Source organism: Massilia litorea, assembly GCF_015101885.1.
Taxonomy (GTDB): Bacteria; Pseudomonadota; Gammaproteobacteria; order Burkholderiales; family Burkholderiaceae_D; genus Telluria; species Telluria litorea.
Window position 1 is genome coordinate 3,466,090 of sequence record NZ_CP062941.1, and the last position, 22,323, is coordinate 3,488,412.

Below are 22,323 nucleotides of genomic sequence, written 5' to 3' on the forward strand. Positions count from 1 at the left end.
CGCCGTTTGCCTTACCGATTAACGATTACTCGTAATCGCTGATCGGCGCACACCCGCAGAACAGGTTGCGGTCGCCATACACATTATCGGCGCGGCCGACCGGCGGCCAGTACTTCTTCTTGCGCAGCGAGGCGACCGGGAAGGCCGCCACTTCGCGCGAATAGGTGTGCTGCCAGTCGTCGGCCGTCACCACTTCCGCCGTGTGCGGCGCGCCCTTGAGCGGGTTGTCCATCTTGTCGTACTCGCCGCGCTCGACCTTGACGATCTCGGCATGGATCGTGATCATCGCCTCGATGAAGCGGTCGATCTCGATCTTCGACTCCGACTCGGTCGGCTCGATCATCAGCGTGCCCGGCACCGGGAAGCTCATGGTCGGTGCGTGGAAGCCGAAGTCCATCAGGCGCTTGGCCACGTCTTCGTTCGAGATGCCGGTCTTGTCCTGCAGCGGACGCAGGTCGATGATGCACTCGTGCGCAACCAGGCCGTCGTGGCCGGTGTACAGCACCGGGTAGTGCGGCGCCAGGCGGCGTGCGATGTAGTTGGCGTTCAGGATGGCCGTTTCGGTCGCATTCGTCAGGCCCTCGGCGCCCATCATCGCGATGTACATCCACGAGATCGGCAGGATCGAGGCCGAGCCGTAGGCAGCGGCGCTGACCGCGCCGATGCCGTCTTCGCTGCGCACATAGCCGGTCGAACGCTGGTTCGGCAGGAACGGGGCCAGGTGCGCGCCGACGCCGATCGGACCGACGCCAGGACCGCCGCCGCCGTGCGGAATGCAGAAGGTTTTGTGCAGGTTCAGGTGGCTGACGTCGCCGCCGAAGGCGCCCGGTGCCGCCACGCCGACCAGCGCGTTCATGTTGGCGCCGTCGATGTAGACCTGGCCGCCGTGTGCATGGACGATCTCGCACAGTTCCTGGATGCCTTCTTCGAAGACGCCGTGGGTGGACGGGTAGGTCACCATCACGCAGGCGAGATTCGCGCTGTGCTGCTCGGCCTTCTTCTTCAGGTCGGCGAGATCGACGTTGCCGTTCTCGTCGCAGGCCGTCACCACGACCTGCATCCCGACCATGTTGGCCGATGCCGGGTTGGTGCCGTGCGCCGAGGACGGGATCAGGCAGATATTGCGATGGCCTTCGCCGCGCGACTGGTGGTATTTCTGGATCACCAGCAGGCCCGCGTATTCGCCCTGCGAGCCGGCGTTCGGCTGCAGCGAAATGGCGGCATAACCGGTGACGGCGCACAGCATGTCTTCCAGCTGGCAGATCATCTCGCGGTAGCCGACGGTCTGCTCGTCCGGGGCGAACGGGTGGATGTTCGAGAACTCGGGCCAGGTGACCGGGATCATCTCGGACGTCGAGTTCAGCTTCATCGTGCACGAACCGAGCGGGATCATGGTGCGGTCGAGCGCCAGGTCCTTGTCGGCCAGCGAGCGCAGGTAGCGCAGCATCTCGTGCTCGGCGTGGTAGCGGTTGAAGGTCGGGTGGGTCAGGAAGGCGCTGGTGCGGCCCAGGGCCGACGGGAAGGCCTCCACTGCATCCTTGTCCAGGGTTTCGACGTCGGGCGTGGCCTGGCCGTTGGCGAAGACCGAGAACAGCAGGGCGATGTCTTCGCGGGTCGTCGTTTCGTCCAGGGACAGGCCGACGTGCCGGTCGTCGACGCGGCGCAGGTTGACGCCGGCTTCGTTCGCGGCGACGTGCAGTTCGGCGGCGCGATCGGTCGCGATGGTCAACGTGTCGAACCAGGTCTCGTTGGCCAGCTGGTAACCCATCTGCTTCAGGCCAGCTGCCAGGATGCCGGTCATGCGGTGCACGCGGCGGGCGATGCGGGTCAGGCCCTGCGGGCCGTGGTAGACCGCGTACATGCCGGCCATCACGGCCAGCAGCACCTGGGCGGTGCAAATGTTCGAGGTCGCCTTTTCGCGGCGGATATGCTGTTCGCGGGTCTGCAGCGCCAGGCGCAGCGCCGACTGGCCTTGCGCGTCGACGGTGACGCCGACCAGGCGGCCGGCCATCGAGCGCTTGAATTCGTCGCGGGTGGCGAGGTAACCAGCGTGCGGGCCGCCGAAACCGAGCGGCACGCCGAAGCGCTGGCTGTTACCGACGACCACGTCCGCGCCCCATTCGCCCGGCGGCGTCAGGACGGTCAGGGCCAGCAGGTCGGCCGCGACGACGATCATCGCGCCGGCCGCATGCAGCTTCTCGCAGGCCACGCGGTAGTCGCGCACTTCGCCGTTCACGCCCGGGTATTGCAGCAGCACGCCGAAGCAGGTTTCATCGAGCTTTTCGACGTCGCTTGCTGCGATGGTGCGCACTTCGACGCCGATCGGCTCTGCGCGCGTGCGGATCACTTCCAGCGTCTGCGGCAGCACGTCGTCGGCCACGTAGAACACCTTCGAGGCCGACTTGCCGACGCGCTGGATCAGCGTCATCGCTTCGGCGGCGGCCGTGCCTTCGTCCAGCATCGACGAGTTGGCGATGCCCATGCCGGTCATGTCGGTGATCATCTGCTGGAAGTTCAGGATCGCTTCCAGGCGGCCCTGCGAGATCTCCGGCTGGTACGGGGTGTAGGCGGTGTACCAGGCCGGGTTTTCGAAGATGTTGCGCAGGATGACAGGCGGGGTGTGGGTGCCGTAATAGCCCTGGCCGATGACCGACTTCATGACCTTGTTCTTGGCGGCGATGCTTTTGAGCTTGGCGAGCGCAGCCTGTTCCGGCAGCGGCTCGAAGAACTGCCCCAGGTCGAGCTTGTCCTTGCGGCGGATGTTGGCGGGAACGACCGCGTCGATCAGCGCGGCGCGCGATGCGTAGCCGAGGGTCGACAGCATGGCCGCTTCTTCCGAAGACGAGGGGCCGATGTGGCGCGGGATGAAGGAATCGCGGGCTTCAAGTTGGGTGAGGCTGGTGCGGGTCATGGTGTGGGCCAAAAAGAGGAAGACGGGGGACGGGCAGGGCCGGCCGGACGAAAGGGGGATTCGGTATTGCGGCGTGCGGCGCAAGGCTGCGCCGCACGGGTTTGTCGATATCAGTTGCCGGTCGATTTGCCGTAGGCGTCGGCGTCCATCAGGGCGTCGTAGGCGCCGGCGTCGGTCGGCTTGAGCTTGAACAGCCAGGCGGCGAAGGCGTCGGTATTGATCGAGTCCGGCGCATCGGCGGTCGCCTGGTTGACTTCGGTGACGGTGCCGGCGACCGGTGCGTAGATGTCGCTGGCAGCCTTGACCGATTCCACCACGGCGGCGTCCTGGCCGGCCGTGAGAGCCTTGCCGACCTGCGGCAGTTCGACGAACACGATGTCGCCCAGCGCGTCCTGCGCGAAGTCGGTGATGCCGACGGTCAGGGTGCCGTCTGCCTCGCGGCGGACCCACTCGTGGGACTCGGTGTATTTCAGGTCGGTTGGGATGTTCATGTAATCAGGCTCCAGGGTGGATGGTGGCGATATTATAGAGGTTCGTATTCTTCAGGCGGCGAGGACTTTGCCGTTGCGAACGAAGGGCAGCTTGACCACGGTGGCGGCCAGCTTCTTGTCGCGGATCTCGACATGCACGGTGTCGCCGATCGCGACGTCCATCGGCACGCGGGCGAGGGCGATCGCCTGCTGCATCGAGGGGCTGAAGGTGCCGCTGGTGATTTCGCCCGTCGCGCCGGACGCGGCGATCACTTTCTGGTGGGCGCGCAGGATGCCGCCTTTTTCGCGCAGGATCAGGCCCAGGAACTGGGCGTTCTGGCCCTTGGCCTGCAGCGCCGCCTTGCCGATGAAGTCGCGCTCGGAGACCAGGTCGATGGTCCAGGCCAGGCCCGCGTCGAGCGGGTTCACGCTCTCGTCCATGTCCTGGCCGTAGAGGTTCATGCCGGCTTCCAGGCGCAGCGTGTCGCGCGCACCCAGGCCGGCCGGCTTGACGCCGGCGGCAACCAGCGCGTTCCACAAAGCCTCGACCTGGGTAGCCGGCACGCCGATCTCGAAGCCGTCTTCGCCAGTGTAGCCGGTGCGTGCGACCATCGCCTCGCCGAAGGCCGTGTCGGGAACGATCACGACATTGAAGGGCTTCATGTCCTGCGAGGCGGCTTTCGCGGTCGGCAGCACTTCCCAGACCTTGGCGCGTGCGTTCGGGCCCTGTACGGCGACCAGGGCGATTGCCTTGTCACCGTCGCGGCGTCCGGTGATCGTCAGGCCGCTGTTGGTCGCGTCGTTCTGCTGGCGCATCCATGCGATGTCCTTCTCGGCGGTGCCGGCGTTGACGACCAGGCGGAACCAGTCTTCGCGGAAGAAATAGACGATCAGGTCATCGATCACGCCGCCCTCGGGGTTCAGCATGCACGAGTAGAGCGCCTTGCCCGGGACCTGCAGCTTGTCGACGTTATTCGCCAGCAGGCCGCGCAGGAAGGTCCGGGCATTCGCGCCCTCGAGGTCGACCACGCACATGTGCGAGACGTCGAACATGCCGGCATCATGCCGGACGGCGTTGTGCTCTTCGATCTGCGAGCCGTAGTTGACGGGCATGTCCCAGCCGCCGAAATCGACCATCTTGGCGCCGAGTGCGCGGTGTGCGGAATTGAGCGGGGTCGCTTTGAGCGTCATGGAATCCTCAGGGCAGAATAATAGGGTGCCGCCACGCCGGCAATGCCGTTGCGTGGGCTGCGCGCCCCTCTGTCCTTGGTACCTGAGAGATAGCGGATGAGTTGATATTGAACTCCGCCTGCCCCTTCGGTGGGCCTGTGCTGCAGGCCGCTCTCCAGAGTGTGGCCTTCGCGCGCCGCGCGACGACCCCTGACCGGTCCTTTTGCCTGAGAGTTTTTGGGTGATGCCCCTTCGGCGGCCGCGTGTCGCGACGCTCTCCCGATCAAGACTGTGGAGAATATGTCACCCTCTGCCCGCTGTCAATCTTGGCAGGCCGAATTAGCGCCCCGCGGCGGACGGTTCAGCCTCCCCGGGTGCCCGCGCACCGTTGGAGGGCGTGCGCGCAGGCTTTTTCCTCGATTTGTTAAACTGGGGACCACACTTTGCGGGGCATAACAAGACTATGAGCGAAGATCAAGCAAAACACAGCAAGGAAGCGTGGTTCACCCTGTCGGGCGACGTCAACAGCGACATGGTGCACCGGGTGTTCGAAGCAGTCGGCCACATGACCGAGGACGGCATCGAGACGGCCCACGTGCTGGTGCAGTCGAACGGCGGCTATGTCAGCGACGGCCTGTGCCTGTACAACTTCATGTCGAAGTCGCCGATCGAGTTCGTGATGTACAACGGCGGGGCGGTCGCCTCGATCGCCGTCATCATGTACCTGGCGGGCACGCGCCGTTACGCCAGCGAAACGGCCCGTTTCATGGTGCACAAATCGCATGCGACGGCATCGCCCGGCTCGCGGCCCGATGCGCTCAACATCATCGTCGAGGGCCTGCGGGCGGACGATGCGCGCACCGAGTCGATCCTGCGCAAGCACGTCGAGCTGACGCCGGAGCAGTGGGCCATCCACCAATACTCCGACCTGCACCTGAACTCGCGCGACGCCAAGACCGCCGGCATGATCAACGACGTCGCCGATTTCACGCCGCCCAAGGGCGCTGTCCTTCGCAACATCTGATTGCGCAAGCTCCGAGCAAGCCGGTCCGGCAGGGGCGGCACCAGCATGCGTCGGTCTGGCCGATATAGGCCGGTGTCGGCCTTTGTTTTGCCTGTCGCTCGCATGAGTCGATTATTTATTGTCGAGATAACCCGGCAATAAGGCAATGCGCGCAAACCCGGTAATAAGCTGATTATATTGCCGAGTAATTGGCGAATAGCCGCGGCACATAAAAAAAGAGCCCGGATCGCAATACTGCGCCAGGCTCTTTTGTTTCACCGCCGCTTCAATCGGCGATGTGGGACGAATTACTTCTTTCCGTCGTTCTTGTGGCTTTGACGGCCGGCTTCGGCGTGCTGTTCAGGCGTGCCGCCGCGCATGCCCGAGCCGCTGCCCGAACGCGAGCCCGAGCCGGAACCCGACTGCTTGTTGCCGTCGTTCTTGTGGCTCTGGCGGCCGGCTTCGGCGTGCTGCTCAGGGGAGCCGCCGCGGGTGCCCGAGCCGGAGCCGGAACGCGAACCCGAGCCCGAACCGGACTGCTTGTTGCCATCGTTCTTGTGGCTCTGACGACCGGCTTCCGCGTGCTGCTCAGGGGTGCCACCTTGCGTGCGCTTTTGATTCGAGGCCATGATTATTTCCTTTCAAAGTTGAAATGATCCTGCTCGCCGAACTACTGGGTTTATTCAGCAGTTGTATTCGGTGTTGCAATCATGCGAGCCCTACTGTTGAATCGGTATCGGATGACCGCCTGAGCCCGTGTAGGAAGTTTTCCTACATATTGAAAATAATCGATGTCGCGAATACTTCAATGTTTTTGTTAGCGATTTTTTAAAGGCGCTGTTCGCGTTAAGTGTGGAATCTTCTTGAACGGCTGAGGTCCAAATGAGACTTCACCGGAGAGGAGGTTCGCATGCAAGCACGCAAGTTCGAGCACTTCCTGAAGAACCTGGCGGCGCTGACCCGGCGCCAGCGCGAACGGCTGCTCGGCCTGCTGCTGCCGACGGTCAAGCTCGATCGGACGGTGGACGCCATCGAACAGGCGGCAGCACCGCAACTTGCCTGTCCCGGGTGCGGCTCGAATCGCTTCCACAAGCACGGTCGCGCCAACGGCCTTCAACGCTTTCGTTGCCGCGCTTGCGGGAGGACCTGCAACGCGCTCACGGGCACGCCGCTGGCGCGCCTGCGCCACAAAGGGCGCTGGCTCGATTACCTGGGCGGCATGCTCGACTCGCACAGCATCCGGCGCAGCGCCGCGCAGCTCGGCGTCGCCGGCGCCACCAGCTTTCGCTGGCGCCACCGTTTTCTCGCCCTCACTCAAAACGACCGACCCCAGCGCCTGGCCGGGATCGCCGAGGCCGACGAGATGTATGTGCTCGAATCACACAAAGGTTCCCGCTCGCTCGATCGACCTCCACGCAAGCGCGGCGGCAAAGCGACAAAACGCGGTATTTCAAAGGAACAGATGTGCATTCTGGTCGCCCGCGACCGGACCGGTCAGACGCTCGACTGGGTTCCCGGCAAGGGGCCGGTGACGCAGGCGCAATTGCACCAACATTTGAAAGTGCGACTGGAGCCGGACGTGTTGCTGGTGACGGACGCCCATGCGGCGTACCGGCATTTCGCACGCGAAGCCGGTATCACCCATGAAGCGGTGAACTTACAGGCGGGAATCCGGGTGCGCGGCGCGATCCACGTCCAGAATGTGAACGCCTATCACAGCCGCCTGCGCGGCTGGCTGCAGCCGTTTCGCGGGGTTGCCAGCCGTTACCTCGGCAACTATCTCGGCTGGCGCTGGGCGCTCGACGGCGCTCGCGTCAAGTCGTCGGAGGCTTTGCTGCGAGCGGCAATCGGCATATTCCACACTTAACGCGAACAGCGCCTTTTTAAAACTCCTCCCAGTCCATATCCGCTTTGGTGGCGGGGCGGCGAATCGGCGTGACGGTTTTCGGCGTAACAGGGGCGGCGAACTTTGCCGCGCTCTTGCGCGGCGCCGGCGCGGGTTTCGGCGCGACCGGCAGTGTGCGCACGGTCGCGGGACGCGCCGGCGCCGCTTCCGCCGGGGCCTGCGCCGCGAGCACGAAGCCGCCCGTCGCCCGCGTCAGGGCCGCCGCCTGTTCGCGCACCGCGGCGGCGGCGGCGGCCGACTGTTCGACCAGGGCGGCGTTCTGCTGGGTCGCCTGGTCCATCGCCGCGATCGCGCCGTTGACCTGCTCGATGCCGGCGGTCTGCTCGGCGCTGGCGGCGGCGATCTCGCCGATGATGTCGGTGACGCGCTTGACGCTGCCGACCACTTCGTCCATCGTGCGCCCGGCCTTGTCGACCAGCAGGGTGCCGGCGTCGACCTTGGCCACCGAATCGTCGATCAGGGCCTTGATTTCCTTGGCCGCGGCGGCCGAGCGCTGCGCCAGGCTGCGCACTTCGGAGGCGACGACGGCGAAGCCGCGCCCCTGTTCGCCCGCGCGCGCCGCTTCCACGGCGGCGTTCAGGGCCAGGATATTCGTCTGGAAGGCGATGCCGTCGATCACGCCGATGATCTCGGCGATACGCTTCGAGGAGTCGTTGATCGAGGCCATCGTGCCGACCACGTCGCTGACGACGGCGCCGCCTTTCACCGCGACTTCGGAGGCCGACAGCGCGAGCTTGCTGGCCGTGTGCGCCGAGTCGGCGTTCTGGCGTACGGTGGCGGTCAGTTCTTCCATCGAGGAGGCGGTCTCTTCCAGCGAGGCGGCCTGCTGCTCGGTGCGGCCGGAGAGATCCAGGTTGCCGCTGGCGATTTCGGTGGTCCCGGTCACGATGCCGGCGGCGCCCGCGCGCACCTCGCCGATCATGCCGGTCACCCTGCCTGCCATCGTGGCCAGGGCTGCCAGCAGGGCGCCGGCCTCGCCCGCGCTGGAGGCGGGCGCGCGCACCCGCAGGTCGCCTTCGGCCACGCGGCGCGCCACCATCAGCGCTTCGTGCAGCGGCCGGTTCGCCTCGCGCACAAGCCAGGCGGCCAGCAGGCTTGTTACGACCAGGCCCACGCCCAGGCAGAGCAGGGCGCTGCCGCGCAGCGCGATGGCCGCCTCGCCCGTCTGCGCCAGCAGCCAGGACATGGAGGCCGCGCCAAGTACGAATAGCAGCGCGAATGCGCCAACGATCTTGAACCTGGTGTCGAGCTGACGAATCTGTTTCATGGAAGCTTCCTCGGGGCGGGATGGGAAAGGGGGACCTTGTTATGTTAGGGAAACAAAAAGAGCGGCGTTTGCGTCATCGCAAGCTAAAGTGTCCGATAGGAAATGCCGTCAACGAATGAAGCCGGAGCACCACAGCGAAAGGTGGGGTTTAAATTCACGCCTTACTATTGCCATTCGGAAATAATGTGCAACAATGACGTGTCGGCGCCGCTGCGCCACAGGAAGAACAAGCCCATGGCCCACGCCGCCAACGATCTCGCCAGCCCGAAAGCGCCTGCGCCCCCGCGCGAGGTGCTGGCCGAGCTCGTGCGCGAGGCCAGCGCCGGGGCGAACGAGCAATTGGGTGCGATGGTGAACCGGCTGGCGGCGGCGATGGCCGACATGACCACGGCCGGGCTCGAACCCCAGGCAGCCTACCGCCGCGCCAGGGCCGGCCAGCTCCTGAAAAACAATAGCTATGCTTTCGTGCACCTGGCCGGCGAAGCGGTCGAGCGCGCCCTGCGCGAGGCCATCGACGAGCTGGTGCCCGGCGCCAGGAGCAGGGCCGAGGCCATCTCGCTGAGCCTGGTGCCGATGGAAGTCATGGATACCCAGGTCGCCTTCGGCACGCTGTGCCGCCCCTTCGAGATCGCGCATTCGGAGCTGCTCGCCAGCCTGTGCGTGCGGATCGGCCTGCTGCTCGGGCGCGACCCGCTGCGCCCCGGCCAGAATCCCTTCCGCCCCGAAGTCTTCCTGAGCGCCATCCACGATGCATGGCGTGCCTTTACCCCCGAGCAGGACGACCACCCGCTGCTGTTGCCGCTCCTGCGCCCCGAACTGTTCCTCGACCTGGCGCCGCTGTACGAGGCCCTCGATGCCGCCTTGCGCGCTCGCAGCAAGGGTGCGCGCGAGCGTTTTCACATCAGCAAGACGCTCGAGACGGGGCGGGCACGCCGTCCGGGCATGGACGCGGCGCTCGCCCAGCAACTGCGCAGCCTGCTCGCGGGCGACGGTGAGGGCGCCGCCGCGCTGGTGCCGGACCTGCCGAATATGCCGCAAGGAAATGGATGGCGGCCGAGTTCGGCGACCGGCTTCGGCGCTGCGCCGCTGCGTGCCGCTGCCGCCGGTTCTCCGGCGCCCGCAACGGCGCAGCCGATGACGCCAGGCGCGCCAGGCGCGCACGGCCCGGCGGCCACCACCGCCTATCCCGGCTTCGCCGCTCCGACGGGCGCCGTCGCCGCGCCGGGCGCAGGCTTCGGCCAGCAGGGCGCGCTGCTCGGACTGCTGGCCGGACTCCAGCTTCCCGCAGCGCCGGCGGGCGCCGCGGGCGCGTCGCCGGCCGCTCCCCATAACGTGTTCTACCTGCCGCGCTTCAGGCAGAGCCTGCCCCAGGGGTCCCTGTCGCGCGGCGAAGAGCATACCCTCGACCTGCTGTCGCGCATCTTCGAGACCGTCCTGCTCGACGACAGCATCCCGGCCGAGACCCGTGAACTGATCCGCTTCCTGCAGGTGCCGGTGCTGAAAGCGGCGCTGCTCGACCAGGACTTCTTCTTCGAGGAAGCCCACCCGGCGCGGCGCATGATCGACCTGCTGTCGAACATGGGCTGGGAGGGCCGCAAGGGCGCCGACGATCCGGTGATGCAGGCCATGCAGCGCGGCGTCGAGCGCATCGGGCGCGAGGCCGACGCCCAGCCGGCCGCCTTTGCCGAGGCCGTGGCCGAACTCGAAGCCCAGCTGGAAGTCGAGGAGCGTGCCGCCGAGGAGGCGATCGCCGCCCCCATCGCCCGCGCCACGAAAATCGAAAAACAGACCGTGGCCGCCCGTTCGGCGCGCCAGGCGGTGCGGGTGCGGGTGGCCGACGGCGAACTGGTGGGCGTGGTCTCGAGCTTCCTCGAGCAGCGCTGGGTCGACGTGCTGACCTTCGCCTACCTGATCGAGGAAGAGCGCCCCGGCGCCCTGAAGAACGCCACCCGGACGATGGACGAGCTGGTCTGGACGGTGAAGCCGAAAGCGACCCAGGAACAGCGCCGGGCGCTCATCGCCAAGCTGCCGGGACTGCTCACCGCGCTCAACAAATGGCTCGATGCGGTCAACTGGCGCGACGCCGAGCGCCTGCAGTTCTTTGCCGAACTGGCGAAATGCCACCTGTCCATCGTGCGTGCGCCGCTCGAGGTGTCGCCCGAACGCCAGCTAGAAATCGCGCTCGAGGCGGCCCAGCAGGACGCCTTGCGCCGCATTGCCCAGGAAGCTGCCGCCGAGGAAGACGCGCCGTCGCAGGATACTGCCGCCGGCATGGTCGACGCCCTGGAGCGCGGCGCGCGCCTCGAGTTCAGGCAGCCGGACGGCAGCGTGCGCAAGCTCAAGCTGGCCTGGGTCAGCCCGCTGCGCTCGCTCTTCATTTTCTCGGGCGGCCTGCGCCAGGAAGCCTTTTCGCTGCCCGCCGAGAAGCTGGCCGAGGGGCTGCGCGCCGGGGCGATCCGGGTCGCCGCGCAGGGTGGCGTGGTCGGCCGCGTGCTGACCGAGGCGATGCAGGCGGTGAACGATCCGGGCGCCGGATCGCCCCCCGCGCGCGCCGCCGGTTGAGCCGCTTTTCCCTCCCGTCACAGACTGCCGGCCGCCGCAAGGCCGGGTTTGCCGTTTTGTACCCAAACTTGGCCGAAAAGCAAGCAACAGATGGTATGATGCGACCTTTATCGATTCCCGAGTAACCGAACCAAGGTGCGACTATCCTCCATTAAATTGTCGGGATTTAAGTCCTTCGTCGATCCCACCAATTTCCAGGTGCCTGGGCAGCTGGTTGGCGTGGTCGGCCCGAATGGCTGCGGCAAGTCGAACATCATCGACGCCGTACGCTGGGTGCTGGGCGAATCGAAAGCGTCCGAACTGCGCGGCGAGTCGATGCAGGACGTGATCTTCAACGGCTCGACCCACCGCAAGCCCTCGGGGCGGGCCTCGGTCGAACTCGTGTTCGACAACAGTCTCGGCAAGGCTGCCGGGCAGTGGGGCCAGTACGGCGAGATCGCGGTCAAGCGCACTCTCACGCGCGACGGCACATCCACCTATTACATCAACGGCCAGCCGGTGCGCCGACGCGACATCCAGGACATCTTCCTCGGCACCGGCCTCGGTCCGCGCGCCTACGCCATCATCGGCCAGGGCATGATCGCGCGCATCATCGAATCGCGTCCGGAAGAACTGCGCGTCTTCCTCGAGGAAGCGGCGGGCGTCTCGAAGTACAAGGAGCGGCGCCGCGAAACCGAAAACCGTTTATCCGATACCCGCGAAAACCTGCTGCGCGTCGAAGACATCCTGCGCGAGCTGAACGCCAACCTCGACAAGCTCGAAGCCCAGGCGGCGGTCGCCAACCGTTTTCACCAGCTGCAGGCGGACCAGGAAGAAAAGCAGAAGCTGCTCTGGCTGCTGCGCAAGAACGAAGCCAAGGCCGAACAGACCCGCTATTTCCGCGAGATGGAAGAAGCGCAGAACAGCCTGGAAGAACAGACCGCAAAGCTGCGCAACGTCGAACTCGAACTCGAACACCTGCGCCAGCACCATTTTGCGGTAGGCGATCGCCTGCACACGGCGCAGGGCGCGCTGTACCAGACGAACTCGGAAATCGGCAGCCTGGAAGCGCAGATCAAGTTCGTGATCGAGTCGCGCACCCGCCTGCAGAACCAGCTCGGCAAGCTCACCGCACAGCGCGACCAGTGGCTCGCGCAGGCGCAGGAATACGAAGAGCAGATCGAAGAGGCGACGTACAAGGTCGAGGAACTCGCGGCGCGCGCGGAAGGCGCCCAGATCGCGGTCGAGGCGCAGAACGAGCGCCTGCCGGAACTCGATATGGCCTGGCGCGAAGCCCAGCGCCGCGGTGACGAAGCGCGCGCCCGCATCGGCGAAGTGCGCCAGCGGATCGAACTGGCCGCCGCGCACGGACGCAATGCCGGCAACATCCTGAACGGTCTCGCCACCCGGCGCGAGCGCCTGCAGCTTGAAAAGAAGTCGCTGGCGCCGCCGGACAGCGCGCACCTTGCCAACCTGCGCCTGCAGCTGGAGGAAAAACAGGAGGCGCTGGAAGAGCAGACCCTGCTGCAGGAAGAAGCTGCGGCCCTTCAGGACGCGGCCGAGACCGAGCGCCGCGAAGCGCAAGCCGCCGCGCAGTCGGAGGCGGCGAAGAACGCCCAGCTGGAGGCGCGCCTGGCGGCCTTGAAGCAGATGCAGGACCGCGTGCAAACCCAGGGCAAGGTCACGCCCTGGCTGCGCAAGCACGAACTCGAGACGCTGCCGCGCCTGTGGCAGAAGGTGCAGGTCGAGGAGGGCTGGGAGACGGCGCTTGAATCCGTGCTGCGCGAGCGCGCCGGCGCGCTCGAGCTCTCCAACATCGACTGGGCCAAGGCCTTTGTCGGCGATGCTCCTCCGGCCCGCCTGGCCCTGTATGCGCCGGCGCCGGGCGCGCCGGCGCCGGTCAACGCTCCCGGCCTGAAATCCTTCGCCAGCCTCCTGCTGCTGAACGACCCGGGCATACGCGGCGTACTGAACGACTGGCTGCACCTGGTGTTCGCCGCCGAGACGGCGACCGAGGCCTTTGCCGAGCGCGCGCGCCTGCCGCAGGGCGGCTCCTTCGTCACGCGCCAGGGCCACGTGATCACCGCGTCGAGCGTGCGCTTCTACGCGGCCGACGCCGAGCAGGACGGCATGCTGCAGCGCCAGCACGACATCGACAACACGGCCACGCAGCTGCGCGCCCAGGCCCTCTTGACGGACGATGCCCGTACCCGCGCCACCCGTGCCGACGCGGCCCTGACGGAACTGACGCGGCGCCTGCAGGATGCACGCGCGCGCATCGCCACCCTGCAGCGCGAAACCCATGCGCTGCAGATCGAGGTCGTGCGCCAGAACGAAGTCGAGTCGCGCTTCAACCAGCGCAGCAGCCAGATCGACGTCGACCTGGCCGAGATCGCGGCCCAGGAAGAAGAGCAGCGCATGGTCCAGCAGGAAGCGGAACAGCAATTCGAGCAGCTCGACATGGAACTGGCCGAATTGCAGGGCAGCTTCGAGGATGGCCAGACCCTGTTCCTGCAGCGCGAAGCGGCCCTGTCCGAGGCGCGCGACAAGCTGCGCGAACTCGAACGCGGCGCCCAGGAAGCGCTGTTCGCCGAAAAGACCGGCCGCGCGAAAATCGAGGAACTCCGGCGCAGCATCGCCACGGCCTCGCAACAGGCCGCGCAAGTGGCCGACTCGCTGGCGAACGGCCAGGCCGAGCTGGCGGCGCTGGAAAGCGGCACCGCCCACGAGGGCCTGCAGGAACTGCTGGATCGCAGGACGAACCAGGAAAAGGCGCTGTCGGACGCGCGTCATGAACTCGACCAGGTAGCGCAGCAGCTGCGCCATGCCGAGGAATCGCGCATGGGTTCCGAGCGCAGCCTGCAGCCGCAGCGCGACCGCATCACCGAGATGCAGCTGAAGGAGCAGGCCGCGCGCCTCAACCAGGAGCAGTTCGCCGAGGCCCTGGCCGCCACCGGCGCCGACGAGGCGGTGCTCGCCACCAAACTCGATCCGGAGCTGAAGCCGCAATACCTGCAGGGCGAGGTCACGCGCCTGACGAATGCGATTGCGGCGCTCGGCGCCGTCAATCTGGCCGCGGTCGAGGAACTGGCGACCGCCACCGAGCGCAAGCGTTTCCTCGACTCGCAGAACGCGGACCTGAACGAGGCGATCGCCACGCTGGAAGACGCGATCCGCCGCATCGACAAGGAAACGCGCGACCTGCTGCAGGACACCTTCGAGCGCGTGAACACGCATTTCTCGGAACTGTTCCCGATCCTGTTCGGCGGTGGCCAGGCAAGGCTCGTGATGACGGGCGACGAAATTCTCGATGCCGGCGTCCAGGTGATGGCCCAGCCGCCGGGCAAGAAGAACGCGACGATTCATCTGCTGTCGGGCGGCGAGAAGGCGCTGACCGCCACGGCACTCGTGTTTTCGATGTTCCGCCTGAACCCGGCGCCGTTCTGCCTGCTGGACGAGGTCGACGCGCCGCTGGACGACGCAAATACCGAGCGCTTCTGCCGCATGGTGAAGCGCATGTCGGAACATACCCAATTCCTTTTCATTTCGCACAATAAGATTGCGATGGAAATGGCCAATCAACTGATCGGTGTGACGATGCAGGAGCAGGGCGTATCGCGCATCGTGGCGGTGGACATGGAGTCCGCCACCCATTTCGCACAAGAGGCACAAGCAGCATGACAGACTTCCAAATGAGCCTGATCGCGGCGGGCGGCGTATTCGTCGTCGGCGTCATCACCTACAACAAGTGGCAGGAGCACAAGGCGAGGAAGAGCGTCGAGCGCGCCTTCGCTTCCGACCACGACGACGTCCTGATGCGTCCCGACGGCACGCCGGCCGAGCGCAGCGAACCGGTGCTCGATATCGGCGCCACGCCGTCGATGGGACCGGTCGAACCGGGCTTCGGCACCGGCGCCGCAACCGGCATTTCGGCGTCAGGCGGCGGATCGGATGCTCCTGCCGCGCTGGAGCCGATTGCGCCCTTGCCCGGCACCATCCCCGGTACCAGCGCCGACACGCCGCCGGCCGAACTGGCCGAGAACCTGGTCGACCCGCTGATCGACTGCATGATCCCGCTCGCCCTCGATGGCGCGGCGCGCGGCGACAAGATCCTGCCGGCGCTGCAGAAGCTGCGCCGCGTCGGCAACAAGCCGATCCACTTCATCGGCCTTGCCGTGAGCGGCGACTGGGAGCCGATCGTGCATGGCGGCGTCTACACCAAACTGCAGGCCGGCGTGCAGATGGCCACGCGCACCACGGCCCTGAACGAACTCGAATATTCGGAACTCGTCACGCGCCTGCGCGCCGTGGCCGACGAAATCGGCGCCGAGCCGGAAGTGCCGGACATGATCGAAGTGATGAGCGAAGCGCGCACCCTGCACAAATTCGTCGCCGGCCACGATGCCCAGCTGGGCGTCAACCTGAAATCGAAGGGCACGCCGTGGGCGATGTCGACCCTGATCGGGGCGCTGGAAAGCGCCGGCTTCGACGTGGGGCCAAGCGGCCGCTTCGCCATGCCCGACGGCGCCGGCGGTGTGCTGTTCACGCTGTCGACCAACGTGAACATGGGCGCCGACTCCACCGACCGCCTGACCCTGCTGCTCGACGTGCCTTGCGTGGCCCCGAGCCGGGACGGCTTCGGCGCGATGGTGAAGTGCGCGAAGGACCTGATGCTGCGCCTGGACGCGGCCATGGTGGACGATTTCGAGCAGCCGCTGCTCGACTCCACGCTGGAAGAAATCGCCGGCCAGGTGAAGGATTTCTATACCGAGATGGAAGCGGCCGACATCCCCGCCGGCTCGACCCGCGCGCTGCGCCTGTTCAGCTGAGGCCGCAGTGAGTATGAAGCTTAGCGAACCGGACGATTACATCGCGCGGATGAAGGCGCTCGTCGAGGAACTGAACCGCCACATCTACAACTACCACGTCCTTGACGCGCCGACGATTCCGGACGCCGAGTACGACCGCATGTTCCGCGAACTGCAGGCGCTGGAAGCGGCGCACCCGGAAGCAGTCTCGCCCGACACGCCCACCTCGCGCGTGGGCGCCGCCCCGATCCCCGAGTTCAGGCAGGTGACGCATGCGGTGCCGATGCTCTCGCTGAACAACGGTTTTGCCGATGAAGACGTCGACAATTTCGACCGCCGCGTGCGTGAAGGACTCGACAACGGCGAGGTCGCCTATGCCGCCGAGCTGAAATTCGACGGCCTGGCGATGAGCCTGCGCTACGAGAACGGCGTGTTCGTGCAGGCCGCCACCCGCGGCGACGGCTACACGGGCGAAGACGTCACCGCCAACATCCGCACCGTGCGCGTGATCCCGCTGCGCCTGCATGGCGGCGACATCCCGCAGGTGCTGGAAGTGCGCGGCGAAGTCCTGATGTTCAAGGAAGACTTCGCGAAGCTGAACCAGCGCCAGCGCGACGCCGGCCAGAAGGAATTTGCCAATCCGCGCAACGCCGCCGCCGGCAGCCTGCGCCAGCTCGACGCCCGCATCACGGCCCAGCGCAAGCTGCGCTTCTTCGCCTACGGTATCGGCCTGCTCGAAGGTGCGCCGATGCCCGAATCGCATTCGGCCGTGCTCGACTGGTTCGACCGTCTCGGCCTGCCGGTGTCGAAGGAACGCGCGGTCGTCACGGGCCGCGACGGCCTGCTCGGCTACTACCGCAGCATCGGCGAGAAGCGTCCGGGCCTGCCCTACGAGATCGACGGCGTGGTCTACAAGGTCGACCGCCTGGCGGACCAGCGCGCGCTCGGTTTCGTGTCGCGTGCGCCGCGTTTCGCGCTGGCCCATAAATTCCCGGCCGAGGAAGCGCTGACGACGGTGTCCGCGATCGACGTGCAGGTCGGCCGCACCGGCGCGATCACCCCGGTGGCGCGGCTGGTGCCGGTGTCGGTCGGCGGCGTGACCGTCACCAACGCCACCCTGCACAACGAGGACGAGGTACGCCGCAAGGACGTGCGCGTGGGCGACACGGTCGTCGTGCGCCGCGCCGGCGACGTGATACCCGAGGTGCTGTCGGTGGTGCTCGAGCGCCGCCCGGTGCCGGAGCCGCCGATCTACACGCTGCCGGGCACCTGTCCGGTGTGCGGCTCGCACGTTGTGCGCGAAGAGGGCGAATCGGTGGCCCGCTGCTCGGGAGGCCTCAGTTGCGCGGCCCAGCGCAAGGAAGCGATCCGCCACTTCGCCGGCCGCCGCATGATGGACATCGAGGGCCTGGGCGACCGCTATATCGACAGCCTGGTCGAGTGCAGCCTGATCCACGGCGTGGCCGACCTGTACAAACTGACCCTCGACGATTTGCTGAAGATGAAGCGCCTGGCGGACGAGCGCGACGGCAGCACTCCGGAGACGGTAAAACAGGGCAAAGTGCCGACCAAATGGGCCGACAACCTGCTCAATGCGATCGCCGCCAGCAAGCGGCCGCCGCTCGAACGCCTGCTGTTCGCGCTCGGCATCCGGCATGTGGGCGAATCGACGGCGAAAACCCTGGCCGACTGGCTGGGTTCGCTGGCGCTGGTGCGCCGCGCGCCCGCCGCCTTGCTGCGCGTGCTGCCGGATATCGGCGGCACCGTGGCCGAATCGATCGCCGACTTCTTCGCCGAACCGAAGAACCAGGCCGCGCTCGACGCGCTGCTGGAGACCGGCGTGGCGCCGCAGGGCGAGCACCCGCCGAAGGCCGCGTTGCGCGAGCGCCTGGACGAAGTGGAACTGCTGGCCGCGCTCGGCATTCCGAAACTGACCGAGCCGCGCGCGCGTCAGCTGCTGGCTGGACGCACGCTCGACGACCTGGCCCACCTGCGCGTGTTCAGCGTCTTCGGATTGCCCGAGAACCTGGTCGCCGCGCTCGAGGCGTGGATGGCGGCGCCGGGCAAGCGCGAGACGGTGCAAGCGCTGGCCGACCTGCGCCGGGAACTGCTGGCGCAGCTGCCCGAGGAGTCGGACGCCCTTGATGCGGGCGCATTGTCCGGGCAGACTTTCGTCCTGACCGGGACACTGCCGACGATGTCGCGCGATGAAGCCGGCGCGCTGATCGAGGCTGCAGGTGGCAAGGTGTCCGGTTCGGTGTCGAAGAAGACCTCATATGTCGTCGCGGGCGCGGAGGCCGGCAGCAAGCTGGCCAAAGCCGAGTCGCTCGGCGTGACCGTGCTCGACGAAGCGGGCCTGCTGGCCCTGCTCGCCGGGGCGAACGCCACATGACAGAATACATAAACGAAGAGAGTACGAGATGAACAAGATTCGCAAGGCCGTCTTTCCCGTCGCAGGCCTGGGCAGCCGCTTCCTTCCCGCCACCAAGGCGCAGCCGAAAGAAATGCTGCCGATCGTCGACAAGCCGCTGATCCAGTACGCGGTCGAAGAGGCGGTCGCCGCCGGCATCACCGAAATGATCTTCATCACCGGCCGCAACAAGCGCGCCATCGAAGACCATTTCGATACCGCCTACGAGCTCGAAGCCGAGCTGGAAGCGGCCAACAAGCAGGCCCTGCTCGAGCTGGTGCGCGGGGTGATCCCGAAGAACGTCACCTGCATCTACATCCGCCAGTCGGCGCCCCTGGGCCTGGGCCACGCGGTGCTGTGCGCGCGGCCGGTGGTCGGCAACGAGCCCTTCGCCGTGCTGCTGGCCGACGACTTCATGGACACCAGGCCCGGCACCGCGCCGGTGCTGGCCCAGATGACCGAGGTCTACGGCTACGAGAACTGCAGCCTGCTGGCGGTACAGGACGTGCCGCGCGAGAACACGCGCCAGTACGGCATCGTCAGGGCCGAGTCCTACCGCAGCAATCTCGAACTGGTGTCGAGCATCGTCGAGAAGCCGCTGCCGGAAGAGGCGCCGTCGACGCTGGCGGTGGTCGGGCGCTATGTCCTGTCGGGCGCCATCTTCGAGCACCTGGAAAACCTGGGTGCCGGAAGCGGCGGCGAGATCCAGCTGACCGACGGCATCGCCGCCCTGATGCGCGCCGAACGCGTGCTCGCCTACCGTTACGAAGGACAGCGTTATGATTGCGGTTCGAAACTGGGCTACCTGCAGGCGATGGCCGCGATGGGGCTGAAGCACCCGGAAACCGCGGCCGGCTTCCGCAGCTTCCTGGCCCAGCTGGCGAAGGAGAACGGACATGGCGGTACGTGAGATTTTGAAGATGGGCGACGCGCGCTTGCTGCGCGTGGCCGAGCCCGTGACCGGGTTCGGCACGCCCGAGTTGGCGGCGCTGGTGGCCGACATGTTCGACACGATGCACGCGGCCAACGGCGCCGGCCTTGCAGCGCCCCAGATCGGCGTCAACCTGCAACTGGTGATCTTCGGCTTCAAGAACAACGTCCGCTATCCGGACGCGCCCCAGGTGCCGGAGACGGTACTGCTCAATCCCGTGCTGACGCCACTGTCGGACGAGATGGAAGAGGGCTTCGAAGGCTGCCTGTCGGTGCCGGGCCTGCGCGGCAGCGTGCCGCGCTACACGCGCCTGCGCTACGAAGGTGTCGACCAGTTCGGCAACCCGATCCGGGTCGACGCCGACGGGTTCCATGCGCGCGTGGTGCAGCACGAGGTCGACCATTTGCGCGGTATCCTGTATCCGATGCGGATCAGGGATTTTTCCCGCTTCGGCTTCACCGAAGTCATGTTCCCCGAACTCGACCCGGCAGCCGATGATTGAATCTGTTCGTATGATGACCGACCCTGGTGCGGCGCTGCCGCCGCAACTCGACGTGCGCGTCAGCGGCGACCTGCTGCTGGTGGAGGTACAGGGCGAGATGAACGAAGCGGTGCTGCGCGCATGCCAGCTGCGCGTAGTGGAACTGGCGCACGCGACCGGCCTGCGCCGGGTGCTGTACGACGCGCGTGCGATGATCGCGCCTGGAGCGAACATCGCCCTGATGCAGCAGAAGCTCGACGACCAGCTCGGCGGCATGAAGCTGCGCCGCGCGATCGTGGTGCCGGGCGCCAAACTCGCCTACCTGGCGCGCATCGCCTTCTTCGAGGGCGAGGACAGGGTGTTTTACGATGACCTCGACGCGGCAAAGGCCTGGCTGCGCGAAGGCGCCTGAGGCGGATGCGTAACCCGGCATGGGCTCTCCGGGCCCACACGTACGGGAAACCCTGGCTCAACCTTCCTTCGGATACGGACTCTTCCCACCCTCCGCGATGAAGCGGTCGATGCGCGCCGCCAGCACCGGCAGCGGCACCGATCCCAGCTGCAGCACGGTATCGTGGAAGGCCCGGATATCGAACTTGCTGCCCAGCGCCTTTTCCGCCTTCGCCCGCGCTTCCATGATCGCCATCTGGCCGAGGTAATAGGACAGTGCCTGGCCCGGCCAGGATATGTATCGGTCCACCTCGGTCGTCACCTCATGCTCGGACAGCGCCGTGCTCTCGCGCAAATAGGCCTGCGCCTGCTCGCGGGTCCAGCCCATCGCGTGGATGCCGGTGTCGACCACCAGGCGCGAAGCGCGCCAGGCCTGGTAGCTGAGCATGCCGAACACCTCGTACGGGGTTTCGTAGATGCCCATCTCGGTGCCCAGGCGCTCGGTGTACAGCGCCCAGCCTTCGCCGAAAGCGGATATGTAGGCGCGGCGGAAGGGCGGTACGCCTTTCTGTTCGAGCGCGACCGGCATCTGGAAGGCGTGGCCCGGCGCCGACTCGTGCAGGGTCAGGGCCGGCAGGCTGTAGAGCGCGCGCCCCGGCAAATTCCAGGTGTTGACGAGGTAGACGCCGGGGCCGCCGCGGCCGGCCGTGTAGTAGGGCGCCTGGTCCGGCGGCACCGGGCGGATCGCGAAGCGCTGGCGCGGCAGGTAGCCGAAGTACTGGCCGGCTTTCGCATCGAACTTCTTGGCGATCCAGGCGGCGCGCATCAGCAGCTCCTCGGGCGTCTTCGCATAGAACTGCGGGTCGGTGCGCAGGAACTGCAAAAAGGCGGGCAGGTCGCCCTTGAAGCCCGATTGTGCGATCGTCTCCATCATTTCGGCGCGGATCTTCGCCATTTCGGCCAGGCCGATGCGGTGGATGGCGTCGGCAGTCAGGTTCGTGGTCGTGAACTCGACGATCTTCGACTGGTAATAGGCTTTCCCGTCCGGCAGGCTTTCGGCGGCCAGGGCCAGGCGCGCGCGCGGCATGTAGTCGGAGCGCATGAAGGCCAGCACGGACGCGTACGCGGGCTGGACCCCCGTACGGATCGCGGCCACGGCCTCGGCGCGCAGGGCGGCCTGCTCGGCGGCGGGAATCGCGGCCGGCATCGTCCTGAAGGGCGTGTAGAACACGGTGTCCTCGGGCGCGGCCCCGGCGACCGAGGCGAGCGCGGCGTCGCGCCCGGCCAGGGTGACGCGCGGCGGCGTGAAGCCGCGCGCCAGGCCGGCGCGCATGTTGTCCAGCTGCTCGTTGAAGTAGCGCGGCAGGTGCCTGATGCGGGCCAGGTAGTTGCGGTAGTCCTCGGCTTTGGCGAAGGGCTGGCGCGCGCCATAGGTGACGTCGGTCCAGAAGGCGCTGTCGGCATTGACCGGCTGCTCGTATTCGCGAAAGCGCAATTCCTCGACAAAGGCGGCGATCTGCGCGCGGTAGACCTGGTAGTTGATTTTCTCCGGCGCCGACAGCCGCGCAGGGTCGATCCCATCGAGCTGGCGCAGCACGCCTTGCCAGTGCGCCAGGCGCACTGCCTGGGAGGCGGCGTCGACGCGCTCGAAATCGGTTGCGACCTGGCCGCGTTCCGACTCGTCCCTTGCCAGGCGCTCCTTGATGCGCCATTGCCACTCGGCGCGGTGGATCGCCGCGAAGCGCGCATCGTCCGCTGCGGATTGCTGCAATGCCGCCGGCACGGCAGGGGCGGCGCGTATGCCCGTGCACATCAAAAGTCCCGCCGCGCACAGGACGCCGGCCACGGTCTGTCTCATCATCTCCCGATCCTCGCAGTGAATTTTCTGCTTGGCATTATGTAGCAGCAGGAAGCAGGTCGCCAGAAACTTTCTACCGTGGCCAGTGCGCGCGTAGGAATTCACGCCGTCTCGATGTGAGAAGATAAAAATTGTCTGTATTGCCCTTATAATCATGCCTCGGCCCGCCACACGGCG

Annotated in this window: 15 protein-coding genes and 2 riboswitches; of the genes, 9 read left to right on the forward strand and 6 right to left on the reverse strand. The window is 66.7% G+C overall.

Features of this window, described 5'->3' with window-relative positions; translation table 11 throughout:
* Window positions 1–25: 25 nt before the first annotated feature.
* The 3 genes from gcvP to gcvT form a co-directional block, all read right to left on the reverse strand.
* On the reverse strand, window positions 26–2,911 hold the full coding sequence (gene gcvP, locus LPB04_RS15625) for an aminomethyl-transferring glycine dehydrogenase (RefSeq protein ID WP_193685440.1): 2,886 nt from the start codon (window positions 2,909–2,911) through the stop codon (window positions 26–28).
* 110 nt (window positions 2,912–3,021) lie between these two features.
* The gene (gene gcvH, locus LPB04_RS15630) at window positions 3,022–3,402 is read right to left on the reverse strand and encodes a glycine cleavage system protein GcvH (RefSeq protein WP_193685441.1); all 381 of its coding nucleotides are present in this window, start codon (window positions 3,400–3,402) and stop codon (window positions 3,022–3,024) included.
* Between the two features lie 51 nt (window positions 3,403–3,453).
* Window positions 3,454–4,572: a glycine cleavage system aminomethyltransferase GcvT gene (gene gcvT, locus LPB04_RS15635; RefSeq protein ID WP_193685442.1), complete on the reverse strand. Its 1,119-nt coding sequence runs from the start codon at window positions 4,570–4,572 to the stop codon at window positions 3,454–3,456.
* 59 nt (window positions 4,573–4,631) lie between these two features.
* Window positions 4,632–4,740: riboswitch (glycine riboswitch) on the reverse strand.
* 16 nt (window positions 4,741–4,756) lie between these two features.
* Window positions 4,757–4,843: riboswitch (glycine riboswitch) on the reverse strand.
* 171 nt (window positions 4,844–5,014) lie between these two features.
* Here gcvT and LPB04_RS15640 point away from each other — a divergent pair.
* A complete protein-coding gene (locus tag LPB04_RS15640) occupies window positions 5,015–5,575 on the forward strand; it encodes an ATP-dependent Clp protease proteolytic subunit (protein ID WP_193685443.1) in 561 nt (186 codons plus the stop codon).
* Between the two features lie 287 nt (window positions 5,576–5,862).
* On the opposite strand, the gene LPB04_RS15645 is transcribed toward LPB04_RS15640, so the two are convergent.
* Window positions 5,863–6,183: a hypothetical protein gene (locus LPB04_RS15645; RefSeq protein WP_193685444.1), complete on the reverse strand. Its 321-nt coding sequence runs from the start codon at window positions 6,181–6,183 to the stop codon at window positions 5,863–5,865.
* Between the two features lie 281 nt (window positions 6,184–6,464).
* Here LPB04_RS15645 and LPB04_RS15650 point away from each other — a divergent pair, with 281 nt between their 5' ends.
* On the forward strand, window positions 6,465–7,421 hold the full coding sequence (locus LPB04_RS15650) for an IS1595 family transposase (RefSeq protein ID WP_193685445.1): 957 nt from the start codon (window positions 6,465–6,467) through the stop codon (window positions 7,419–7,421).
* A 16-nt stretch (window positions 7,422–7,437) separates the two neighbouring features.
* On the opposite strand, the gene LPB04_RS15655 is transcribed toward LPB04_RS15650, so the two are convergent.
* Entirely contained in the window at window positions 7,438–8,727 is a 1,290-nt protein-coding gene (locus LPB04_RS15655; protein WP_193685446.1) for a methyl-accepting chemotaxis protein, read from the reverse strand.
* 183 nt (window positions 8,728–8,910) lie between these two features.
* Between LPB04_RS15655 and LPB04_RS15660 the strand changes: the two genes are divergently transcribed.
* From LPB04_RS15660 to LPB04_RS15690, 7 genes are all read left to right on the forward strand, one after another.
* Complete coding sequence (locus LPB04_RS15660; RefSeq protein WP_227496434.1) at window positions 8,911–11,289, forward strand: DUF1631 family protein; 2,379 nt, start codon at window positions 8,911–8,913, stop codon at window positions 11,287–11,289.
* A 135-nt stretch (window positions 11,290–11,424) separates the two neighbouring features.
* Complete coding sequence (gene smc, locus LPB04_RS15665; RefSeq protein WP_193685447.1) at window positions 11,425–14,949, forward strand: chromosome segregation protein SMC; 3,525 nt, start codon at window positions 11,425–11,427, stop codon at window positions 14,947–14,949.
* A complete protein-coding gene (locus tag LPB04_RS15670) occupies window positions 14,946–16,097 on the forward strand; it encodes a cell division protein ZipA C-terminal FtsZ-binding domain-containing protein (RefSeq protein ID WP_193685448.1) in 1,152 nt (383 codons plus the stop codon). Before smc ends, LPB04_RS15670 begins: the two co-directional genes overlap by 4 nt.
* 13 nt (window positions 16,098–16,110) lie before the next feature.
* Window positions 16,111–18,468 carry an NAD-dependent DNA ligase LigA gene (gene ligA / locus LPB04_RS15675; protein ID WP_227496435.1) on the forward strand — a complete coding sequence of 786 codons (2,358 nt, stop codon included), beginning with the start codon at window positions 16,111–16,113 and terminating at the stop codon, window positions 18,466–18,468.
* A 28-nt stretch (window positions 18,469–18,496) separates the two neighbouring features.
* Window positions 18,497–19,396, forward strand: a complete 900-nt coding sequence (gene galU, locus LPB04_RS15680; protein ID WP_193685449.1) for a UTP--glucose-1-phosphate uridylyltransferase GalU — start codon at window positions 18,497–18,499, stop codon at window positions 19,394–19,396.
* Entirely contained in the window at window positions 19,383–19,919 is a 537-nt protein-coding gene (gene def / locus LPB04_RS15685) for a peptide deformylase (RefSeq protein WP_193685450.1), read from the forward strand. The genes galU and def overlap by 14 nt, the downstream gene beginning before the upstream one ends.
* Window positions 19,920–19,929: 10 nt before the next feature.
* Window positions 19,930–20,310, forward strand: a complete 381-nt coding sequence (locus tag LPB04_RS15690) for a SpoIIAA family protein (RefSeq protein WP_193685451.1) — start codon at window positions 19,930–19,932, stop codon at window positions 20,308–20,310.
* Between the two features lie 57 nt (window positions 20,311–20,367).
* Here LPB04_RS15690 and LPB04_RS15695 read toward each other — a convergent pair whose 3' ends face one another.
* Entirely contained in the window at window positions 20,368–22,149 is a 1,782-nt protein-coding gene (locus tag LPB04_RS15695; protein WP_193685452.1) for a DUF885 domain-containing protein, read from the reverse strand.
* Between the last annotated feature and the right edge of the window lie 174 nt (window positions 22,150–22,323).

What these genes read in the sequence shown, in the direction of transcription:
- ligA (WP_227496435.1), top strand. Translation starts at nt 16,111, where the DNA reads ATGAAGCTTAGCGAACCGGACGATTACATCGCGCGGATGAAGGCGCTC.
- LPB04_RS15695 (WP_193685452.1), bottom strand. Translation starts at nt 22,149, where the DNA reads ATGATGAGACAGACCGTGGCCGGCGTCCTGTGCGCGGCGGGACTTTTG.
- gcvH (WP_193685441.1), bottom strand. Translation starts at nt 3,402, where the DNA reads ATGAACATCCCAACCGACCTGAAATACACCGAGTCCCACGAGTGGGTC.
- galU (WP_193685449.1), top strand. Translation starts at nt 18,497, where the DNA reads ATGAACAAGATTCGCAAGGCCGTCTTTCCCGTCGCAGGCCTGGGCAGC.
- LPB04_RS15660 (WP_227496434.1), top strand. Translation starts at nt 8,911, where the DNA reads ATGTGCAACAATGACGTGTCGGCGCCGCTGCGCCACAGGAAGAACAAG.
- gcvT (WP_193685442.1), bottom strand. Translation starts at nt 4,572, where the DNA reads ATGACGCTCAAAGCGACCCCGCTCAATTCCGCACACCGCGCACTCGGC.
- LPB04_RS15690 (WP_193685451.1), top strand. Translation starts at nt 19,930, where the DNA reads ATGATGACCGACCCTGGTGCGGCGCTGCCGCCGCAACTCGACGTGCGC.
- gcvP (WP_193685440.1), bottom strand. Translation starts at nt 2,911, where the DNA reads ATGACCCGCACCAGCCTCACCCAACTTGAAGCCCGCGATTCCTTCATC.
- LPB04_RS15655 (WP_193685446.1), bottom strand. Translation starts at nt 8,727, where the DNA reads ATGAAACAGATTCGTCAGCTCGACACCAGGTTCAAGATCGTTGGCGCA.
- LPB04_RS15650 (WP_193685445.1), top strand. Translation starts at nt 6,465, where the DNA reads ATGCAAGCACGCAAGTTCGAGCACTTCCTGAAGAACCTGGCGGCGCTG.
- LPB04_RS15670 (WP_193685448.1), top strand. Translation starts at nt 14,946, where the DNA reads ATGACAGACTTCCAAATGAGCCTGATCGCGGCGGGCGGCGTATTCGTC.
- def (WP_193685450.1), top strand. Translation starts at nt 19,383, where the DNA reads ATGGCGGTACGTGAGATTTTGAAGATGGGCGACGCGCGCTTGCTGCGC.
- LPB04_RS15640 (WP_193685443.1), top strand. Translation starts at nt 5,015, where the DNA reads ATGAGCGAAGATCAAGCAAAACACAGCAAGGAAGCGTGGTTCACCCTG.
- LPB04_RS15645 (WP_193685444.1), bottom strand. Translation starts at nt 6,183, where the DNA reads ATGGCCTCGAATCAAAAGCGCACGCAAGGTGGCACCCCTGAGCAGCAC.